The sequence below is a fragment of the Streptomyces sp. NPDC031340 genome, assembly GCF_055569945.1.
In genome coordinates this window covers 1-16,674 of sequence record NZ_JBVIIE010000060.1, presented here as the reverse complement: position 1 = coordinate 16,674, position 16,674 = coordinate 1, and the positions used below count along the sequence as shown (strand labels likewise).

Here is a 16,674-nt window from a genome sequence, read left to right as displayed (position 1 = left end):
GCGGTGGAGAGCGGCAAGCTCCGTGGCGGAGCTCGGTGGTGAGCTCCGTGGTGGAGCTCAGTGGGAATGGAGCTCAGTGGTGAAGGATCTTGGACAGGAAGTCCTTGGCCCGGTCGCTGCGCGGATTGCTGAAGAACTGGTCCGGCGCGGCCTCTTCGACGATCCGGCCGTCCGCCATGAAGACCACACGGTTCGCGGCCGATCGCGCGAACCCCATCTCGTGGGTGACGACGATCATGGTCATGCCGTCGCGGGCGAGCTGCTGCATGGCCTCCAGCACCTCGTTGATCATCTCCGGGTCGAGGGCCGACGTGGGCTCGTCGAAGAGCATGACCTTCGGGTCCATCGCGAGGGCCCGGGCGATGGCCACCCGCTGCTGCTGGCCGCCGGAGAGCTGCGCGGGGTACTTGTCGGCCTGCGTGGCCACGCCCACCCGGTCGAGCAGGGCCCGGGCCTTCTCCTCGGCCTGCCTCTTGTCCGCCTTGCGGACCTTGATCTGGCCCAGCATCACGTTCTCGAGCACCGTCTTGTGCGCGAAGAGGTTGAAGGACTGGAAGACCATGCCGACGTCGGCCCGCAGCCGGGCCAGTTCCCGGCCCTCCTGGGGCAGCGGCCTGCCGTCGATGCTGATCGTGCCCGAGTCGATTGTCTCCAGGCGGTTGATGGTGCGGCACAGGGTGGACTTGCCGGACCCGGAGGGTCCGATGACGACCACGACCTCGCCGCGGGCGATCGTCAGATCGATGTCCTGGAGCACGTGCAACGCGCCGAAGTGCTTGTTGACGCTACTCAGGACGACCAGATCGCCGGTTGGGGCCAAGTCTCGCTTGTCCAAGGCTACTTCGGTCATCGCTCTCGGGCTCCGTCCTCCTCGGTTTCGGAGGACAGTAGTGACCCGCCACGACCAGCGTCATCACATCTGAGCGGAATCTGAGCATCACGAGTCGATAGCAATCGGACACGTGTCGTAGCAGTCGTCCGGGCTTGCGTATCGTCCGCGTAACTAAAGCGGCGGGCAACCTGAACCCACTTGACGGCGTGGTCGTCCATCAGCGTCACTGCACTTGCTGCACGCGCTGCGTGCACGCGAATGTACCGATCCTGATCGTACGGCCGATGAACCGAAGAAGGACCGGATGAGACTGCTCCTCGTCGAGGACGACAACCACGTCGCCGCCGCGCTGTCCGCGGTGCTGGCGCGCCACGGTTTCGAGGTCACCCACGCGCGCAGCGGCGAGGAGGCGCTCCAGGCCCTCGTCCCGGAGGGCACAAGCTTCGGGGTCGTGCTGCTCGACCTGGGCCTGCCCGACCAGGACGGCTACCAGGTCTGCGGCAAGATCCGCAAGCGCACCAGCACCCCGGTGATCATGGTCACCGCCCGCTCCGACGTGCGCTCCCGCATCCACGGCCTCAACCTGGGCGCCGACGACTACGTGGTGAAGCCGTACGACACCGGGGAACTGCTCGCCCGGATCCACGCCGTCAGCCGGCGCACCGCCACGGAGGACACCGCCCCGGGCGGCGACGGCGCGCTGCGGCTCGGCTCCGTCCTCATCGAACTGCCCACCCGCCAGGTCACCGTGGACGGCACGGTCGTCCAGCTCACCCGCAAGGAGTTCGACCTCCTCGCCCTGCTCGCCCAGCGCCCCGGGGTCGTCTTCCGCCGGGAGCAGATCATCAGCGAGGTCTGGCGCACCAGTTGGGAGGGGACCGGCCGCACCCTGGAGGTGCACGTCGCCTCGCTGCGCGCCAAGCTGCGCATGCCGGCACTGATCGAGACCGTACGCGGCGTCGGCTACCGGCTCGTCGCGCCGGCCGCTTAGCGTGCACGGGTGCGTACACGTCTCCTTCCGCTGCTCATCGTCCTGATGGCGGCCGTGCTGCTCGCGCTCGGCGTCCCGCTCGCGGTGAGCGTCGCCGCGGCGCAGCAGCAGAAAGTGGTCGTCGACCGGATCGACGACACGGCCCGCTTCGCCGCCCTCGCCCAGTTCGTCACCGACGCCTGCGGATCGAGCCGCACGTCCACCGACGAGCGCCTGAAGACGCTGATCAGCGAGCTCGCCAGCTACCGCGAGGTCTACGACATCAAGGCCGGCGTCTTCTGCCGCACCGGCACCCCCATGGCCAACGCCCCGGCGACCTGGCTCGTGCCCGAGACCGGCGAGGTGCGCGAGGCGTTCGCCGAGGCACTGCTCAGCCGCCGCAGCCACGACCCGAAGCAGGTCTGGCCCTGGCAGCACGGAACCCTCGTCGTCGCCTCACCGGTCATCCGGGACGGTGACGTCGTCGCGGTCGTCGTCACCGACTCGCCCACCGGGCAGATGCGTGCCCGGATCCTGCACGGCTGGCTGGTCATCGGCATGGGCGAGATCGGCGCGATGCTGCTGGCCGTCGGCGCAGCGCTCCGGCTGACCGGCTGGGTGCTCAAACCCGTGGGCGTCCTGGACGCCACCACCCACGACATCGCCACCGGACGGCTGAAGTCTCGGGTCGCGGCCGCCGGCGGACCCCCGGAACTCAGGCGCCTGGCCCAGTCGTTCAACGAGATGGCGGACCACGTCGAGGACGTGCTCGAGCAGCAGCGCGCCTTCGTCGCCGACGCCTCCCACCAACTGCGCAACCCGCTCTCCGCGTTGCTGCTGCGCATCGAACTGCTCGCCCTCGAACTGCCCGAGGACAACGAGGAGATCGCCTCCGTCCGCACCGAGGGCAAGCGCCTCGCCCAGGTCCTCGACGACCTGCTCGACCTGGCCCTGGCTGAGCACACCGAGGCCGACCTGCAGGTCACCGACGTCGGCGCGCTGACCGCCGAGCGCGTCGCCGCCTGGACGCCCACGGCCGAGGCCAAGGGCGTACGGCTGGTCGGCGACTGCCCGCCCACCACCGCCTGGGCCGATCCGGTCACCCTGTCCAGCGCGCTGGACGCGGTGATCGACAACGCGGTCAAGTTCACCCCCGAGGACGGGACGGTCGAGGTCACGGTCGCCGTCGACGGCGACGCCTCGACCGTCGTGGTCGCCGACCACGGGCCGGGGCTGACCGACGAGGAACTGACCCGCGTCGGCGACCGCTTCTGGCGCAGCGGCCGCCACCAGAACATCAAGGGCTCCGGCCTCGGCCTGTCGATCTCCCGCGCCCTGCTCACCGCGGGTGGCGGCTCCGTCTCGTACGCCCACAACGAGCCGCACGGGCTGCGGGTGACGGTGTCGGTGCCGAGGAGCGGGCCCTACGGTTTGACGGACCGGTAGTAGCGCCGGGCGCCCTCTTGCAGGGGCAGCGGATCGGTGTAGATCGCCGTGCGCAGGTCGACGAGCTGGGCGGAGTGGACGTCCCGGCCGATGAGGTCCCGGCTCTTGATCACGGTGCGGGTCACCCACTCGGTGAGCCGGGTGTCCATGTCCTCGCGGGTCACCAGGAGGTTCGAGACGGCCAGCGTCGGCACGGCGACACCGTTCTGGATGCTCGGGTAGGCCGACTCCGGCATGTTCGTGGCGCGGTAGTAGCGGGTGGCGCCGCCCTGCTCGTGCAGCTTGGCGACGAGGCTCGCCGGGATCGGCACGAAGCGGAACGCGAAGGTCTCGGCGAGGTCCCTCAGCCCGTCCGTCGGCAGCCCGCCCGACCAGAAGAAGGCGTCGATGCGGTGCTTCTTCAGCCCGCTCGGTCCGGTGTCGATGCCGTCGGGCAGCGGGGTGATGTCCTTGGCCGCGTCGATCCCGGCCGCCTCGAGCACCCGCGTGGCGATCAGTCGCACCCCCGAGCGGGGCAGTCCTATCGCCACCCGCTTGCCCCGCAGGTCGGCGACGGAATCGATACCGGAGTCACGTGCCACCACCAGCTGCACGTAGTCGTCGTACAGGCGGGCGACACCGCGCAGTCCGCCGGCGCCGGGCTTGTGGCCGAGCTCGTAGGTGTCCACCGCGTCGGCCGCGGCGATGGTGAAGTCGGCCTTCCCGGTCGCCACCCGCTTGACGTTCTCCTGCGATCCGGGGCTGGTCTGCAGCTCCACCCGCAGGCCCGGCATGTCCTTGTCGAACTCCTTGCGGAGCATCTCGCCGTACTTGTGGTAGACGCCCAGCTGCGTGCCGGTGCTGAACGTTATCGTGCCGCTCGGGGGATCCTCGCCCAGCGGCAGCAGCCACCACAGCAGCAGCCCGAGAGCGACGATGCCGGCGGCCGCGCCCCGCAGGGCCCGGCGCCTGCCGATCCGGGCGGATGTCTTGGACATGCGCGCGATCCTGCCAGCCGGCAGGCCTTCCCGGCCAGGGCAGGGGCACAACCGGCGCCACAACCGGGGCCGGTGGGGCTGTCGGTGCCGGTCGGTAGAGTCGCCGTATGAGCTCATCGCCAGCCGACCTGGTCCGCGCGTTCCACCTGGCCGTCGGGCTGGACGCCCGCACCACCCCTACCGAGGTCGAGCCGGAACTGGCCGCCCACCGCGGCGAACTGCTGGCCGAGGAGGCCGCGGAGGCCGTCGAGGTCGCGGTCACCGGCCCCCTCGACAAGCTCGCGCACGAACTGGCCGACGTGGTCTACGTGGCGTACGGCACGGCCCTGGTGCACGGCATGGACCTCGACGCCGTGATCGCCGAGATCCACCGCTCCAACATGACCAAGATCGGGCCCGACGGCCGCGTCACCCGCCGCGCCGACGGCAAGGTGCTCAAGGGCGAGCACTACGAGGCGCCGGACGTGGCGGGCGTGCTGCGGCGCCAGGGGTGGGAGCCGCGCCGGGCGTGACCGCGCCCCGTTGCCCGCGGTCCGCCGTCCGCCGTCTCGGGGCGAAAGGCGGCCCGGGCCGCTCCGGGGACCCCCTACCCTTGTGGCATGAGCAGCATCGACCGGAGCCAGGCAGTGGGCGCGAAGACCTACGAAGTGCGCACCTACGGGTGCCAGATGAACGTCCACGACTCCGAGCGATTGTCCGGGCTGCTGGAGGAGGCGGGCTACGTCCGCGCCCCGGAGGGCTCCGACGGCGACGCGGACGTCGTCGTCTTCAACACCTGCGCCGTGCGGGAGAATGCCGACAACCGCCTCTACGGCAACCTCGGCCGTCTCGCACCCAGGAAGGCGAGCCGGCCGGGCATGCAGATCGCCGTCGGCGGCTGCCTCGCGCAGAAGGACCGCGACACCATCGTGAAGAAGGCGCCCTGGGTGGACGTCGTCTTCGGCACGCACAACATCGGCAAGCTGCCCGTCCTGCTCGAGCGCGCCCGCGTCCAGGAGGAGGCGCAGGTCGAGATCGCCGAGTCGCTGGAGGCGTTCCCGTCGACGCTGCCGACGCGCCGCGAGAGCGCCTACGCGGCCTGGGTGTCGATCTCCGTCGGCTGCAACAACACCTGCACCTTCTGCATCGTCCCGGCGCTGCGCGGCAAGGAGAAGGACCGCCGCCCCGGCGACATCCTCGCCGAGGTCGAGGCCCTGGTCGCCGAGGGCGTCTCCGAGATCACGCTGCTCGGCCAGAACGTCAACGCCTACGGCTCCGACATCGGCGACCGCGAGGCCTTCAGCAAGCTGCTGCGCGCCTGCGGGACGATCGAGGGCCTGGAGCGGGTCCGCTTCACCTCCCCGCACCCGCGCGACTTCACCGACGACGTCATCGCCGCCATGGCCGAGACGCCGAACGTGATGCCGCAGCTGCACATGCCCCTGCAGTCCGGCTCGGACACGGTCCTGAAGGCGATGCGGCGCTCCTACCGCCAGGAGCGCTACCTGGGGATCATCGAGAAGGTCCGCGCGGCCATCCCGCACGCGGCGATCACCACCGACATCATCGTGGGCTTCCCCGGCGAGACCGAGGAGGACTTCGAGCAGACCCTGCACGTCGTCCGCGAGGCGCGCTTCGCGCAGGCGTTCACCTTCCAGTACTCCAAGCGGCCCGGAACCCCGGCCGCGACCATGGAGAACCAGATTCCCAAGGAGGTCGTCCAGGCGCGCTACGAGCGTCTCGTCGCCCTCCAGGAGGACATCTCCTGGGCGGAGAACAAGAAGCAGGTCGGCCGCACCCTGGAGCTGATGGTCGCGGAGGGCGAGGGCCGCAAGGACGGCGCCACCCACCGCCTCTCCGGCCGCGCCCCCGACAACCGGCTGGTGCACTTCACCAAGCCGGAGCAGGAGGTGCGCCCCGGCGACGTGGTCACCGTCGAGATCACCTACGCCGCCCCGCACCACCTCCTCGCCGAGGGCGCCGTCCTCGGCGTGCGCCGCACGCGCGCGGGTGACGCCTGGGAGAAGCGGAACACCGCCGAGGCCGCCAAGCCGGCCGGCGTGATGCTCGGCCTGCCGAAGATCGGCGTGCCCGAGCCGCTGCCGGTCGCCACGGGCAGCGGCTGCGGCCGCGACTGAGCGGAGGGTCGGTGAGCGGCGGGTCGGGCGGCTGACCGGCGGGTCGGGCGGCTGACCGGCGGCGGGGCGGCTGACCGGCCCGTCCGGGCGGCGGGCGGCCTGCCCGCGTCCCGGCCGCTCCCGCTGCCCGCCCCGACGGGTGGTCCGCCGGACAGCCTTGCGTGTACCGCCGCCCTGCCCCGCCGGGCCGGGGTGGTGCGGGGGACCGGGCGCGCGCCGACCGCGTAACCTGCCGATCATGCTTGTCGCCGCTGCCGTCTGCCCCTGCCCGCCGCTCCTCGTGCCCGAGGTCGCCGCGGGCGCAGCCCCGGAACTGGACGCCGCGCGTGCCGCGTGCACGGACGCCCTCGGAGTCCTCGCCGCCGCCCGGCCCGACCGGCTCGTGGTCGTGGGGCCCGCCGCGGAGGGGGAGCACGGGGCGTATCCGGAGGGCGCCGGTGGCTCGTTCCGCGGCTTCGGGGTCGATCTGGGCGTGCGGCTGGGCAGGGCCGGGGACGCGGGTGGCGACCCCGGGGCGCGCCCGCTTCCGCCCTCGCTCGCCGTCGCCGCGTGGCTGCTGGAGCGGACCGGATGGTCGGACGCCCCGGTCGAGGCGCTCGGCGTGGTGGAGACCCTCGGCACCGAGCGATGCGTCGCGGCCGGTAAGGAGATCGCGGCCGGTGCCGGACGGGTGGCGCTGCTGGTGATGGGCGACGGCAGCGCGTGCCGCACCCTCAAGGCGCCGGGCTACCTGGACGAGCGCGCGACGCCCTTCGACGCGGAGGTCGCGCGGGCGCTGGCGTCGGCGGACGCGGCGGCCCTCGAAGCGCTGGACGCCGGGTCGGCGCAGGAGTTGATGGTGTCGGGCCGGGCGCCCTGGCAGATCCTCGCGGGCGCCGCGGAGGGCGCGGAGCTCTCGGGCGTGCTGCTGTTCGAGGACGCGCCGTACGGGGTGGGGTACCTGGTCGCAGCCTGGTCGTAGGACCGCAGGACCGCAGGACCGCAGGACCGCAGGACCGTAGGACCGGCGTGCCGTAGGAAACGCGGCCACGGTCCGACACGGCGGACGGCCGGGAGCGCTCGGGCCCCGCGGCCGTCCGTCGGTGTGCCGTGCCGTGCTGTTCGGCGGGCCTGTCGCCGCTCAGGAGACCGGCGGCGGGGAGGCGGGGGGCGGCGGCGGTGTCCCCGTGCCGCCCGTCCCCGGGCCGCCCTTGTGCGCGAGCCGGTCCACGGCGCCCTTGGCCTTGTCGGTCCCCGTGTGGATCCGGTCGCTGTACTTGCCCTTGGTCTTCTCGTCGACGACCCGCGCCGCCTTGTCGATACCGTGCGAGAGCTTGCCCCCGTGCTGCTGGGCGAGGCCGGAGACCTTGTCCTTGGCCGGGGCGAGACGGGACTTCAGATTGTTCAGGAGACCCATGATCCACCTTCCGTGGCGTACTTGCGGGCGGTTACCTGCGGGCGCCCTCGCCGGCCTCGCTGTCGGCCGCCGGCGCGACGGACTGCTGCTTGGGGATCCCGATGCCCGCGCCCCTCGCACCGTCGCCGGACTCCGTCACGGACTCGGACCCAGCCCCGGTCTCGGCCTCGGTCTCGGGTCCACTGCCGGTACCGGTCCGAGTCCGGGTTCCGCCTTCGGGCTCGGGTTCGGGTTCGGTCTGGGCCTCGGTCGGTCCCTCCGCCTCTGCCGCCTCCGTCGCCGGCGCTGCCTCCGCCGCCGGGGGTTCGGCCGTCGGCGCGTCGGCCGGTGCCTCGGCGGCAGGCGCCTGCTCCGTGGTGGTCGACCTCCGGAAAAGTCGTGCGAAAACGCCCATATCAGCTCCATACGTTACTCGTGCGGGCGACATCCCGCGTCATCCGGTGCGTCCGTTCGCGGCGCCCGGGCCGCCCGCCCGGGAAGCCCGGCGGCGGGGAAACCTCGCAACGGGCAACGACCCCGCGCCCGTACCGTCACGCAACTCGTTCGAGGAGTGCCCCGCGTGTTTGCGAGACTGGTGCGGTGAGCACCGCACCCTCCGCACCCCGAGTCATCGCCGTCGTCGGACCGACCGCGGCAGGCAAGTCGGATCTGGGCGTCTTCCTCGCCCGGCAACTCGGCGGCGAGGTCGTCAACGCCGACTCCATGCAGCTCTATCGCGGCATGGACATCGGCACCGCCAAACTGACGCCCGAGGAACGCGGCGGCGTCCCGCACCACCTCCTGGACGTCTGGGATGTGACGGTCACCGCGTCCGTGGCGGAGTACCAGAGGCTGGCCCGCGCCAGGATCGACGCGCTGCTCGCCGAGGGCCGTTGGCCGATCCTGGTCGGCGGCTCCGGGCTGTACGTCCGCGGGGCCGTGGACAATCTCGAGTTCCCCGGCACCGACCCCGAGGTCAGGGCCCGGTTGGAGGAGGAACTCACCCTGCGCGGCTCGGGCGCGCTGCACGCCCGCCTGGCCGCCGCCGACCCGGAGGCGGCCCAGGCGATCCTGCCCAGCAACGGCCGCCGTATCGTGCGCGCCCTCGAAGTGATCGAGATCACCGGGCGGCCCTTCACCGCGAACCTCCCCGGCCACGACTCGGTCTACGACACCGTCCAGATCGGCGTCGATGTGACGCGTCCCGAACTCGACGAGCGCATCGCGCGCCGGGTCGACCGGATGTGGGAGGCGGGGCTCGTGGACGAGGTGCGCGCGCTGGAGGCGCAGGGCCTGCGCGCGGGGCGCACGGCCTCCCGCGCGCTCGGCTACCAGCAGGTGCTCGCGGCGCTCGAGGGGGAGTACACGCTGGAGGAGGCGCGGACCGAAACGGTGCGTGCCACCAAACGCTTCGCGCGCCGTCAGGATTCGTGGTTCAGGCGCGATCCGCGGGTGCACTGGTTGAGTGGGGCCGCGGCGGACCTCATGGAACTTCCCGAACTCGCCCTGGCGTTGGTCGAACGACCGGTTACAGCCTGATCACGTCATGGCATCGGGACGCTCCGGCCGTCATCCCGGCCTCCGGTGCCGTGCCATCATCGTGCTTCGATCGACCAAGTGGAGTCCAAGTTGGGAGGGCGCGTGGCGATGGAGGCCGGCCCTCGCGACACCGCACAGGACACCGAGCCCCTCACCGCCGACAGCGGTGAAGCGGAGCGCGACGCGGAGGGGCTGGACCCGGACGCGCTCGACGAGATGCAGGACGGCGTGACCGACGACGGCCCCGAGCCCGAAGAGATGTTCACGGGCGGGCCAGAGGTCGAGGTCGAGCTGCGGCCGCAGCGTCGGCTGCGCATCTGGCAGCTCGCGCCCATCGTGGCGCTGGCCGCGGTCGGCTCCCTGATGTTCGCCTTCCCGCTCGCCTTCGACTTCGGCGACAGCGGTGCCGTCATCGCGATGCTGGGGCTGCTGATCTGTTCCTGCGCGGCTGGCTGGGGCATGACGGCCGCCCGGCGGGTGGGACACACCTGGCCCGGGCTGCCGCAGCGCGGGTCCGGCCGCCGCCCGGACTGGCGGGTCGTGCTCGCCTACGTCGTGATCGTCGCCGCGGTGGTCGTGCTCGCCGTGTGGCGCGTGGCAAGGCTGCGCTGAGGCGCCCGGCGGAAGCGCGGCAACCGCGCGACCGGCCCCGGCCCCCGCGCCCTGACGGCCCCGGCCAGGCCCTACCGCCCACCGCCCCTACCGTCCCCGGCCACCCCCGTAAGCCCGTCCGTCCGCCGGCGCGGCGCTCCCGTACGATCGAGGAATGAGCACGCGGATCGCCTTCCTCAAGGGTCACGGCACGCAGAACGACTTCGTCATCGTCCCGGACCCCGAGAACGCCGTCGCCCTGCCCCGGGCCGCCGTCGCCGCCCTGTGCGACCGCCGCGCGGGCATCGGCGGCGACGGACTGCTGCACGTGGTGCGGTCCGCGGCGCACCCCGAGGCGCGGCACATGGCGGCCGAGGCGGAGTGGTTCATGGACTACCGCAACGGCGACGGCTCGATCGCGGAGATGTGCGGCAACGGCGTACGCGTGTTCGCGCGCTACCTCCAGCGCGCCGGACACGTCGGCGAGGGCGACCTCGCGGTCGCCACACGCGGCGGCGTGAAGACCGTGCACATCGCCAAGGACGGTGACATCACCGTCGGCATGGGCCGGGCGCTGCTGCCCGAGGGGGCCGTCACGGTCAGCGTGGGTGAGCGCAGTTGGCCCGCGCGGAACGTGAACATGGGCAACCCGCACGCGGTGGCCTTCGTCGACGACCTCGCGCACGCCGGCGACCTGCTCAGCCCGCCGCCGTTCAGCCCGGCCGCGGCCTATCCGGAAGGCGTGAACGTCGAGTTCGTGGTCGACCGCGGTCCCCGTCACGTCGCGCTGCGCGTGCACGAGCGCGGCGCGGGCGAGACCCGCTCCTGCGGCACGGGCGCGTGCGCCGTCGCCGTGGCCGCCGCCCGCCGCGACGGCGCCGACCCGGCGGTCACCGGCAGCCCCGTCACGTACACCGTCGACGTGCCCGGAGGCACCCTGGTGATCACCGAGCGGCCCGACGGCGAGATCGAGATGACCGGCCCCGCGGTGATCGTGGCCGAAGGCGAGATCGACGCGGAGTGGCTGGGAACCGCCGCTCGATGAAACCGGCCGTACTTCAGCCGACATCGAGGCCGTAAACCTCAAAACGGTCGCTCGAATGGGTGATCCGTTTCACGCTCGACGAGAGCTGGTCAGGCGCACGTGGTGGGCTCGGTAGCATCAAGCACCGGCCCGGACGGGGGACCGATGCCGCCCCCTGAGCCGTGTCCGCCCTGGGGCACCCCGTCCGCCGGTCCACGCAGCCGGAGGTGCCCATGAGTGCGGAGGCCACGAACCCCGCGACCCCGAGTCCGGTGACAGGCCCGGGGGCGCGCTGGCGGGCGCGGATCGACCTGCGCCGCCTCGGCCGGGCCGCGCTGCTCGGCCCCGCCGCTCGCGACCGGCTGCCCGACGCCATCAGCCACCTCGTCGACGCCCACCGCGCCCACCACCCCGACGCCGACCTCGAACCCCTGCGCCGCGCCTACGTGTTGGCGGAATCCTCGCACCGCGGCCAGATGCGCAAGAGCGGCGAGCCGTACATCACGCACCCCCTCGCGGTGACCCTCATCCTCGCCGAACTCGGCGCGGAGACAACGACACTGACGGCCTCTCTGCTGCACGACACCGTCGAGGACACGGACGTGACGCTCGATCAGGTCGGCGAGCAGTTCGGCGCGGAGGTCCGCTACCTCGTCGACGGCGTCACCAAGCTGGAGAAGGTCGACTACGGCGCCGCCGCGGAACCCGAGACCTTCCGCAAGATGCTCGTCGCCACCGGCAACGACGTCCGCGTGATGTCGATCAAACTCGCCGACCGCCTGCACAACATGCGCACCCTCGGCGTGATGCGCCCCGAGAAACAGGCCCGCATCGCCAAGGTGACCCGCGACGTCCTCATCCCGCTCGCCGAACGGCTCGGCGTCCAGGCCCTCAAGACCGAGCTCGAGGACCTGGTCTTCGCGATCCTCCACCCCGAGGAGTACGAACACACCCGGGAGTTGATCGTCGACAACGCCTCGCGGCCCGACGACCCGCTCGCCGAGATCGCCGACGAGGTGCGCGGCGTCCTGCGCGAAGCCGACATCCCGGCCGAAGTCCTCATCCGGCCAAGGCACTTCGTCTCGGTGCACCGGGTCGCCCGCAAGCGCGGCGAACTGCGCGGCACCGACTTCGGCCGCCTGCTGGTGCTGGTGAACGAGGACGCGGACTGCTACGGCGTCCTCGGCGAACTGCACACCTGTATGACGCCCGTCGTCTCGGAGTTCAAGGACTTCATCGCCGTCCCCAAGTTCAACCTGTACCAGTCGCTGCACACCGCCGTCGCGCGAGCCGACGGCCAGGTCGCCGAAGTGCTCATCCGCACCCACCTGATGCACAAGGTCGCCGAGGCCGGCGTCGTCGCGCTCGGCAACCCCTACGCCGCCCCCGCCGAGGACCAGTCCACGGAGTGCTCGGCGGAGTCCCCCGCGGCGCAGTCCGCCACGAGCTACGGCGAGCGCGTCGACCCCACCCGCCCCGGCTGGCTCTCCCGACTTCTGGACTGGCAGGAGGCCGCGCCCGACACCGACATCTTCTGGTCCACCCTCCGCGAGGACCTCGCCCAGGACCGCGAGATCACCGTCTTCCGCCCCGACGGCGGCGCGCTCGGCCTGCCCGAGGGCGCGACCTGCGTGGACGCCGCCTACGCGCAGTACGGCGAGGACGCGCACGCGTGCATCGGCGCCCGCGTCAACGGCCGTCTCGCGACCCTGAGCACCGTCCTGCGGGACGGCGACACCGTTCAGCTCCTCATGGGCCAGGACCCGGCGTCCGAGCCCTCCCGGGAATGGCTGGAGCACGCGCACACCCCCGCCGCCCGCATCGCCATCCAGCGGTGGCTGGCGGCCCACCCGACCCACCCGACGCGCCCCGAGGAGACGGTCAGCGAGCGGCCCGCCGCCCCCCGCCCCGCCGCCGAGCAGCCGGCCGCCCGCCCGGCCCACCCCGACGTCATCGTCGACCAGCCCGGCGCGACGGTGCGCCTCGCCGGCTGCTGCACCCCCGTACCCCCCGACGAGGTCACCGGCTTCGCCGTGCGCGGCGGCGTGGTCACCGTCCACCGCGTCGAGTGCGCCGCGGTGGCACGCATGAGGGACGGGGGGCGCACGGAGGTCGGCGTCCGCTGGGGCGACACCGCGGAGTGCCGGGTCACCCTGCTCGCCGAATCGTTCGTCCGGCCGCACCTGCTGGCCGACCTGACCGAGGCCATGGCCCTCGAAGGCGCCGAGATCGTCTCCGCGACCGTGGAGCCCCCGGCCCAGCAGCGGGTCCGCCACACCTACACCGTCCAGCTCCCCGACGCGGCCCTCCTGCCGGGCCTGATGCGGGCCATGCGCAACGTGCCGGGCGTGTACGACGTGAACCGGACGCAGGCGCCCGGCGCCTGAACGACCCGTTCGGGTGGGCCGGTCGCGCGTCGTCGCCGCCACACGCGCGGGCACTGGTAGCCGTGGTGCATGCCGCTCACCCACCGCCCCAGGACCCGCCCCGGGCCGCGGGCCGCCGCACTGCTCGCCCCGGCCGTCTGCGTCTGCCTCCTCGCGGCGAGCGCTCCCGCCACCCCGCTGGGCGTCGGCGACCGCCTCTTCCCGTACCTGGGCAACCCCGGGTACGACGTGGCGTCGTACGACCTCTCCTTCAGCTACTCCGGCCGCAACAGCGAGCCGCTGCGGGCGGTCACCACGATCGACGCCTGGACGACCGCCGACCTGGACCGCGTCAACCTCGACTTCGCGCACGGCACGGTGGAGTCGGTGCGGGTGGACGGGGAGCCGGCCACGTTCAGACAGGCCGGCGACGACCTGGTGGTCACCCCCGAGGACCCGCTGCCCGAGGGCAGCTGGACCCGCATCACCGTGCGGCACACCAGCGACCCCGTCCCCGCCCGGGGCCAGGACGGCGGCTGGGTGCGCACCGCTGACGGACTCGCCATGGCCAACCAGGCCGACGCCGCCCACCTGGTGTTCCCGTGCAACGACCACCCCTCCGACAAGGCGCGGTTCACCATCCACGTCACCGCGCCCGACGGCTACACGGCCGTCGCGAACGGCCTGCCGGCCGGCGTCGACCGGGACGGCGGGGCGACCACCTGGACCTACCGCAGCCGCCACCCCATGGCCACCGAGCTGGCCCAGGTGTCCATCGGCCGGTCCGGCGTGCTGGACCGCGAGGGCCCGCACGGACTGCCCGTGCGCGACGTCGTGCCCGCGAAGGACCGCCGGCGGCTCGAACCGTGGCTGGAGCGGACTCCCGGGCAGATCGCCTGCATGGAGAGCAAGGCCGGCCCCTACCCCTTCGAGACGTACGGCCTGCTCATCGCCGACGCGGACACCGGCTTCGAACTCGAGACGCAGACGCTCTCCCTCTTCGAAAAGGGCCTGTTCACCGACCCCGGCCAACCGAAGTGGTACGTCGAGTCGATCATGGTGCACGAGCTGTCCCACCAGTGGTTCGGCGACAGCGTCACCCCGCGCACCTGGTCCGACCTGTGGCTCAACGAGGGACACGCCACCTGGTACGAGGCCCTGTACGCGCAGGAGAAGGCGGACAAGCCCATGGAGACGCGGATGAAGGCCGCCTACGCCGCCTACGCCGCCTCCGACCGCTGGCGCGCCGCCGGCGGACCGCCGGCCGTTCCCAAGGCCCCCACCCCCGGCCGGAAGATCAGCATCTTCCGGCCCAACGTCTACGACGGAGCCGCGCTCGTCCTGTACGCCCTGCGCCAGGAGATCGGCCGCCCGGCCTTCGAACGCCTGGAACGGGCCTGGGTGCGGGCCCACCGGGACTCCACGGCGACGACCGAGGACTTCGAACGGCTGGCCGCCGAGATCTCCGGACGCGACCTGAGCGGCTTCTTCAAGGCCTGGCTGTACGGCGAGAAGACCCCACCGATGCCCGGCCACCCGGACTGGAAACCGGCCGCGCCCACCGCCTCGCCCGGAGCCGCGCCCACCGCCTCGGCCAGTGCCGCGCCCGCCGCCTCGGGCGGCGAATAAGACGGTGACGGAACGGACCGCACCGTGCCACCATCGTCAGGCCGGCGTCGCAGGGGACACGGGAATCTCCCGGGGTACTCATGCGTTGTGCAGAATGACCGCCGGCACCACTGCCGGCACGGCACCCACCGACGACGTAAGGATCCAATGACCTCCTCTTCATCCCCTTCCCAGGACACGCAGCGCCTCGCGCACACCTACCCCGAGGGTCTTCGGGCCGATGCCCTGATGGAAGAGGACGTCGCCTGGAGCCACGAGATCGACGGCGAGTGGGACGGCGACCAGTTCGACCGCTCCGAGCGCGCGGCCCTGCGCCGCGTCGCGGGACTGTCCACCGAGCTCGAGGACGTCACCGAGGTCGAGTACCGCCAGCTCCGCCTGGAGCGGGTCGTCCTCGTCGGGGTCTGGACCTCGGGGACCGTGCAGGACGCGGAGAACTCGCTGGCCGAGCTCGCCGCCCTCGCGGAGACCGCGGGCGCGCTGGTGCTCGACGGCGTGATCCAGCGCCGCGACAAGCCCGACGCGGCCACCTACATCGGCTCCGGCAAGGCCACCGAGCTGCGGGACATCGTCCTGGAGACCGGCGCGGACACCGTCATCTGCGACGGTGAGCTCAGCCCCGGCCAGCTCATCCACCTCGAGGACGTCGTCAAGGTCAAGGTCATCGACCGTACGGCCCTGATCCTGGACATCTTCGCCCAGCACGCCAAGTCCCGGGAGGGCAAGGCGCAGGTCGCGCTCGCGCAGATGCAGTACATGCTGCCGAGGCTGCGAGGCTGGGGTCAGTCCCTGTCCCGGCAGATGGGCGGCGGCAAGGGCGGCGGCCTCGCCACCCGTGGCCCCGGTGAGACCAAGATCGAGACGGACCGGCGGCGGATCCGCGAGAAGATGGCGAAGATGCGCCGGGAGATCGCGGAGATGAAGACCGGCCGCGAGATCAAGCGCAGGGAACGCAAGCGCAACAAGGTGCCGTCCGTCGCCATCGCGGGCTACACCAACGCGGGCAAGTCCTCGCTGCTCAACCGCCTCACCGGCGCGGGCGTCCTGGTCGAGAACGCCCTGTTCGCGACCCTGGACCCGACCGTGCGCCGGGCGCAGACCCCGAGCGGCCGGCTCTACACGCTCGCGGACACCGTCGGCTTCGTCCGGCACCTGCCGCACCACCTGGTCGAGGCGTTCCGCTCCACCATGGAGGAGGTCGGCGAGTCCGACCTGATCCTGCACGTGGTGGACGGCGCTCACCCGAACCCGGAGGAGCAGCTCGCCGCCGTGCGCGAGGTGATCAGGGACGTCGGCGCGACCGGCGTACCCGAGATCGTCGTCATCAACAAGGCCGACGCGGCCGACCCGCTGACCCTCCAGCGGCTGCTGCGGATCGAGAAGCGGTCCATCGCCGTCTCCGCCCGCACCGGCCAGGGCATCCCCGAGCTGCTCGCCCTGATCGACAGCGAGCTGCCCAGGCCGTCCGTCGAGATCGAGGCGCTCGTGCCGTACACCCACGGCAAGCTGGTCGCCCGCGCCCACTCCGAGGGCGAGGTGATCTCCGAGGAGCACACCCCGGAGGGCACCCTGCTCAAGGTGCGGGTGCACGAGGAGCTGGCGGCCGACCTGGCGCCGTACGTCCCGGCACCGGCCGCGTAGCCACCGGGCGCATAGTCACCGGTCCAGCCACCGGTGTAGTCGCCCGAGACAGCCCGAAGGCCCGCCCCTCAGCTTCCGTTCTAGTGGTCGTCGCAACACCCCAGCTCAGGGGATGCGATGGACTTCAAGATTCGGGAGCTGCGGACAGTGGCTCAGGGCCGCAAGCA

Annotated in this window: 14 protein-coding genes; 11 read left to right on the top strand and 3 right to left on the bottom strand. The window is 72.3% G+C overall.

The window, feature by feature from the left end:
- Positions 1–73 precede the first annotated feature (73 nt).
- Positions 74–850 (bottom strand): amino acid ABC transporter ATP-binding protein, encoded by a 777-nt coding sequence (locus ACZ5GT_RS33485; RefSeq protein ID WP_469033930.1) that lies wholly within the window; start codon positions 848–850, stop codon positions 74–76.
- A gap of 286 nt (positions 851–1,136) precedes the next feature.
- Between ACZ5GT_RS33485 and ACZ5GT_RS33480 the strand changes: the two genes are divergently transcribed.
- Positions 1,137–1,823 (top strand): response regulator transcription factor, encoded by a 687-nt coding sequence (locus ACZ5GT_RS33480; RefSeq protein WP_469033929.1) that lies wholly within the window; start codon positions 1,137–1,139, stop codon positions 1,821–1,823.
- 9 nt (positions 1,824–1,832) lie between these two features.
- Positions 1,833–3,248, top strand: a complete 1,416-nt coding sequence (locus ACZ5GT_RS33475) for a sensor histidine kinase (RefSeq protein ID WP_469033926.1) — start codon at positions 1,833–1,835, stop codon at positions 3,246–3,248.
- On the opposite strand, the gene ACZ5GT_RS33470 is transcribed toward ACZ5GT_RS33475, so the two are convergent.
- A complete protein-coding gene (locus tag ACZ5GT_RS33470) occupies positions 3,227–4,225 on the bottom strand; it encodes a TAXI family TRAP transporter solute-binding subunit (protein WP_469033923.1) in 999 nt (332 codons plus the stop codon). The two genes, ACZ5GT_RS33475 and ACZ5GT_RS33470, sit on opposite strands and share 22 nt — an antisense overlap.
- Before the next feature lie 107 nt (positions 4,226–4,332).
- Here ACZ5GT_RS33470 and ACZ5GT_RS33465 point away from each other — a divergent pair, with 107 nt between their 5' ends.
- From ACZ5GT_RS33465 to ACZ5GT_RS33455, 3 genes are all read left to right on the top strand, one after another.
- On the top strand, positions 4,333–4,737 hold the full coding sequence (locus ACZ5GT_RS33465; protein ID WP_469033921.1) for a pyrophosphohydrolase domain-containing protein: 405 nt from the start codon (positions 4,333–4,335) through the stop codon (positions 4,735–4,737).
- A gap of 87 nt (positions 4,738–4,824) precedes the next feature.
- The gene (miaB, locus tag ACZ5GT_RS33460) at positions 4,825–6,342 is read left to right on the top strand and encodes a tRNA (N6-isopentenyl adenosine(37)-C2)-methylthiotransferase MiaB (RefSeq protein ID WP_469033919.1); all 1,518 of its coding nucleotides are present in this window, start codon (positions 4,825–4,827) and stop codon (positions 6,340–6,342) included.
- Between the two features lie 238 nt (positions 6,343–6,580).
- Positions 6,581–7,303 carry a class III extradiol dioxygenase subunit B-like domain-containing protein gene (locus ACZ5GT_RS33455; protein ID WP_469033917.1) on the top strand — a complete coding sequence of 241 codons (723 nt, stop codon included), beginning with the start codon at positions 6,581–6,583 and terminating at the stop codon, positions 7,301–7,303.
- Between the two features lie 159 nt (positions 7,304–7,462).
- Here ACZ5GT_RS33455 and ACZ5GT_RS33450 read toward each other — a convergent pair whose 3' ends face one another.
- Positions 7,463–7,738: an antitoxin gene (locus ACZ5GT_RS33450; protein ID WP_469033915.1), complete on the bottom strand. Its 276-nt coding sequence runs from the start codon at positions 7,736–7,738 to the stop codon at positions 7,463–7,465.
- Positions 7,739–8,317: 579 nt separating this feature from the next.
- On the opposite strand from ACZ5GT_RS33450, the gene miaA reads away from it, so the two are divergent.
- The 6 genes from miaA (at position 8,318) to hflX (ending at position 16,507) form a co-directional block, all read left to right on the top strand.
- On the top strand, positions 8,318–9,256 hold the full coding sequence (miaA, locus tag ACZ5GT_RS33445) for a tRNA (adenosine(37)-N6)-dimethylallyltransferase MiaA (RefSeq protein WP_469033913.1): 939 nt from the start codon (positions 8,318–8,320) through the stop codon (positions 9,254–9,256).
- A gap of 108 nt (positions 9,257–9,364) precedes the next feature.
- Entirely contained in the window at positions 9,365–9,868 is a 504-nt protein-coding gene (locus ACZ5GT_RS33440; RefSeq protein WP_469033985.1) for a hypothetical protein, read from the top strand.
- A gap of 154 nt (positions 9,869–10,022) precedes the next feature.
- Positions 10,023–10,892 carry a diaminopimelate epimerase gene (dapF, locus tag ACZ5GT_RS33435; RefSeq protein WP_469033911.1) on the top strand — a complete coding sequence of 290 codons (870 nt, stop codon included), beginning with the start codon at positions 10,023–10,025 and terminating at the stop codon, positions 10,890–10,892.
- Positions 10,893–11,104: 212 nt separating this feature from the next.
- Positions 11,105–13,258, top strand: coding sequence for a RelA/SpoT family protein (locus tag ACZ5GT_RS33430; protein ID WP_469033909.1), 2,154 nt, complete (start codon positions 11,105–11,107; stop codon positions 13,256–13,258).
- A gap of 69 nt (positions 13,259–13,327) precedes the next feature.
- Positions 13,328–14,866, top strand: a complete 1,539-nt coding sequence (locus tag ACZ5GT_RS33425) for a M1 family metallopeptidase (RefSeq protein ID WP_469033906.1) — start codon at positions 13,328–13,330, stop codon at positions 14,864–14,866.
- A 147-nt stretch (positions 14,867–15,013) separates the two neighbouring features.
- Positions 15,014–16,507, top strand: a complete 1,494-nt coding sequence (hflX, locus tag ACZ5GT_RS33420; protein WP_469033904.1) for a GTPase HflX — start codon at positions 15,014–15,016, stop codon at positions 16,505–16,507.
- The last annotated feature ends 167 nt before the right edge of the window (positions 16,508–16,674 follow it).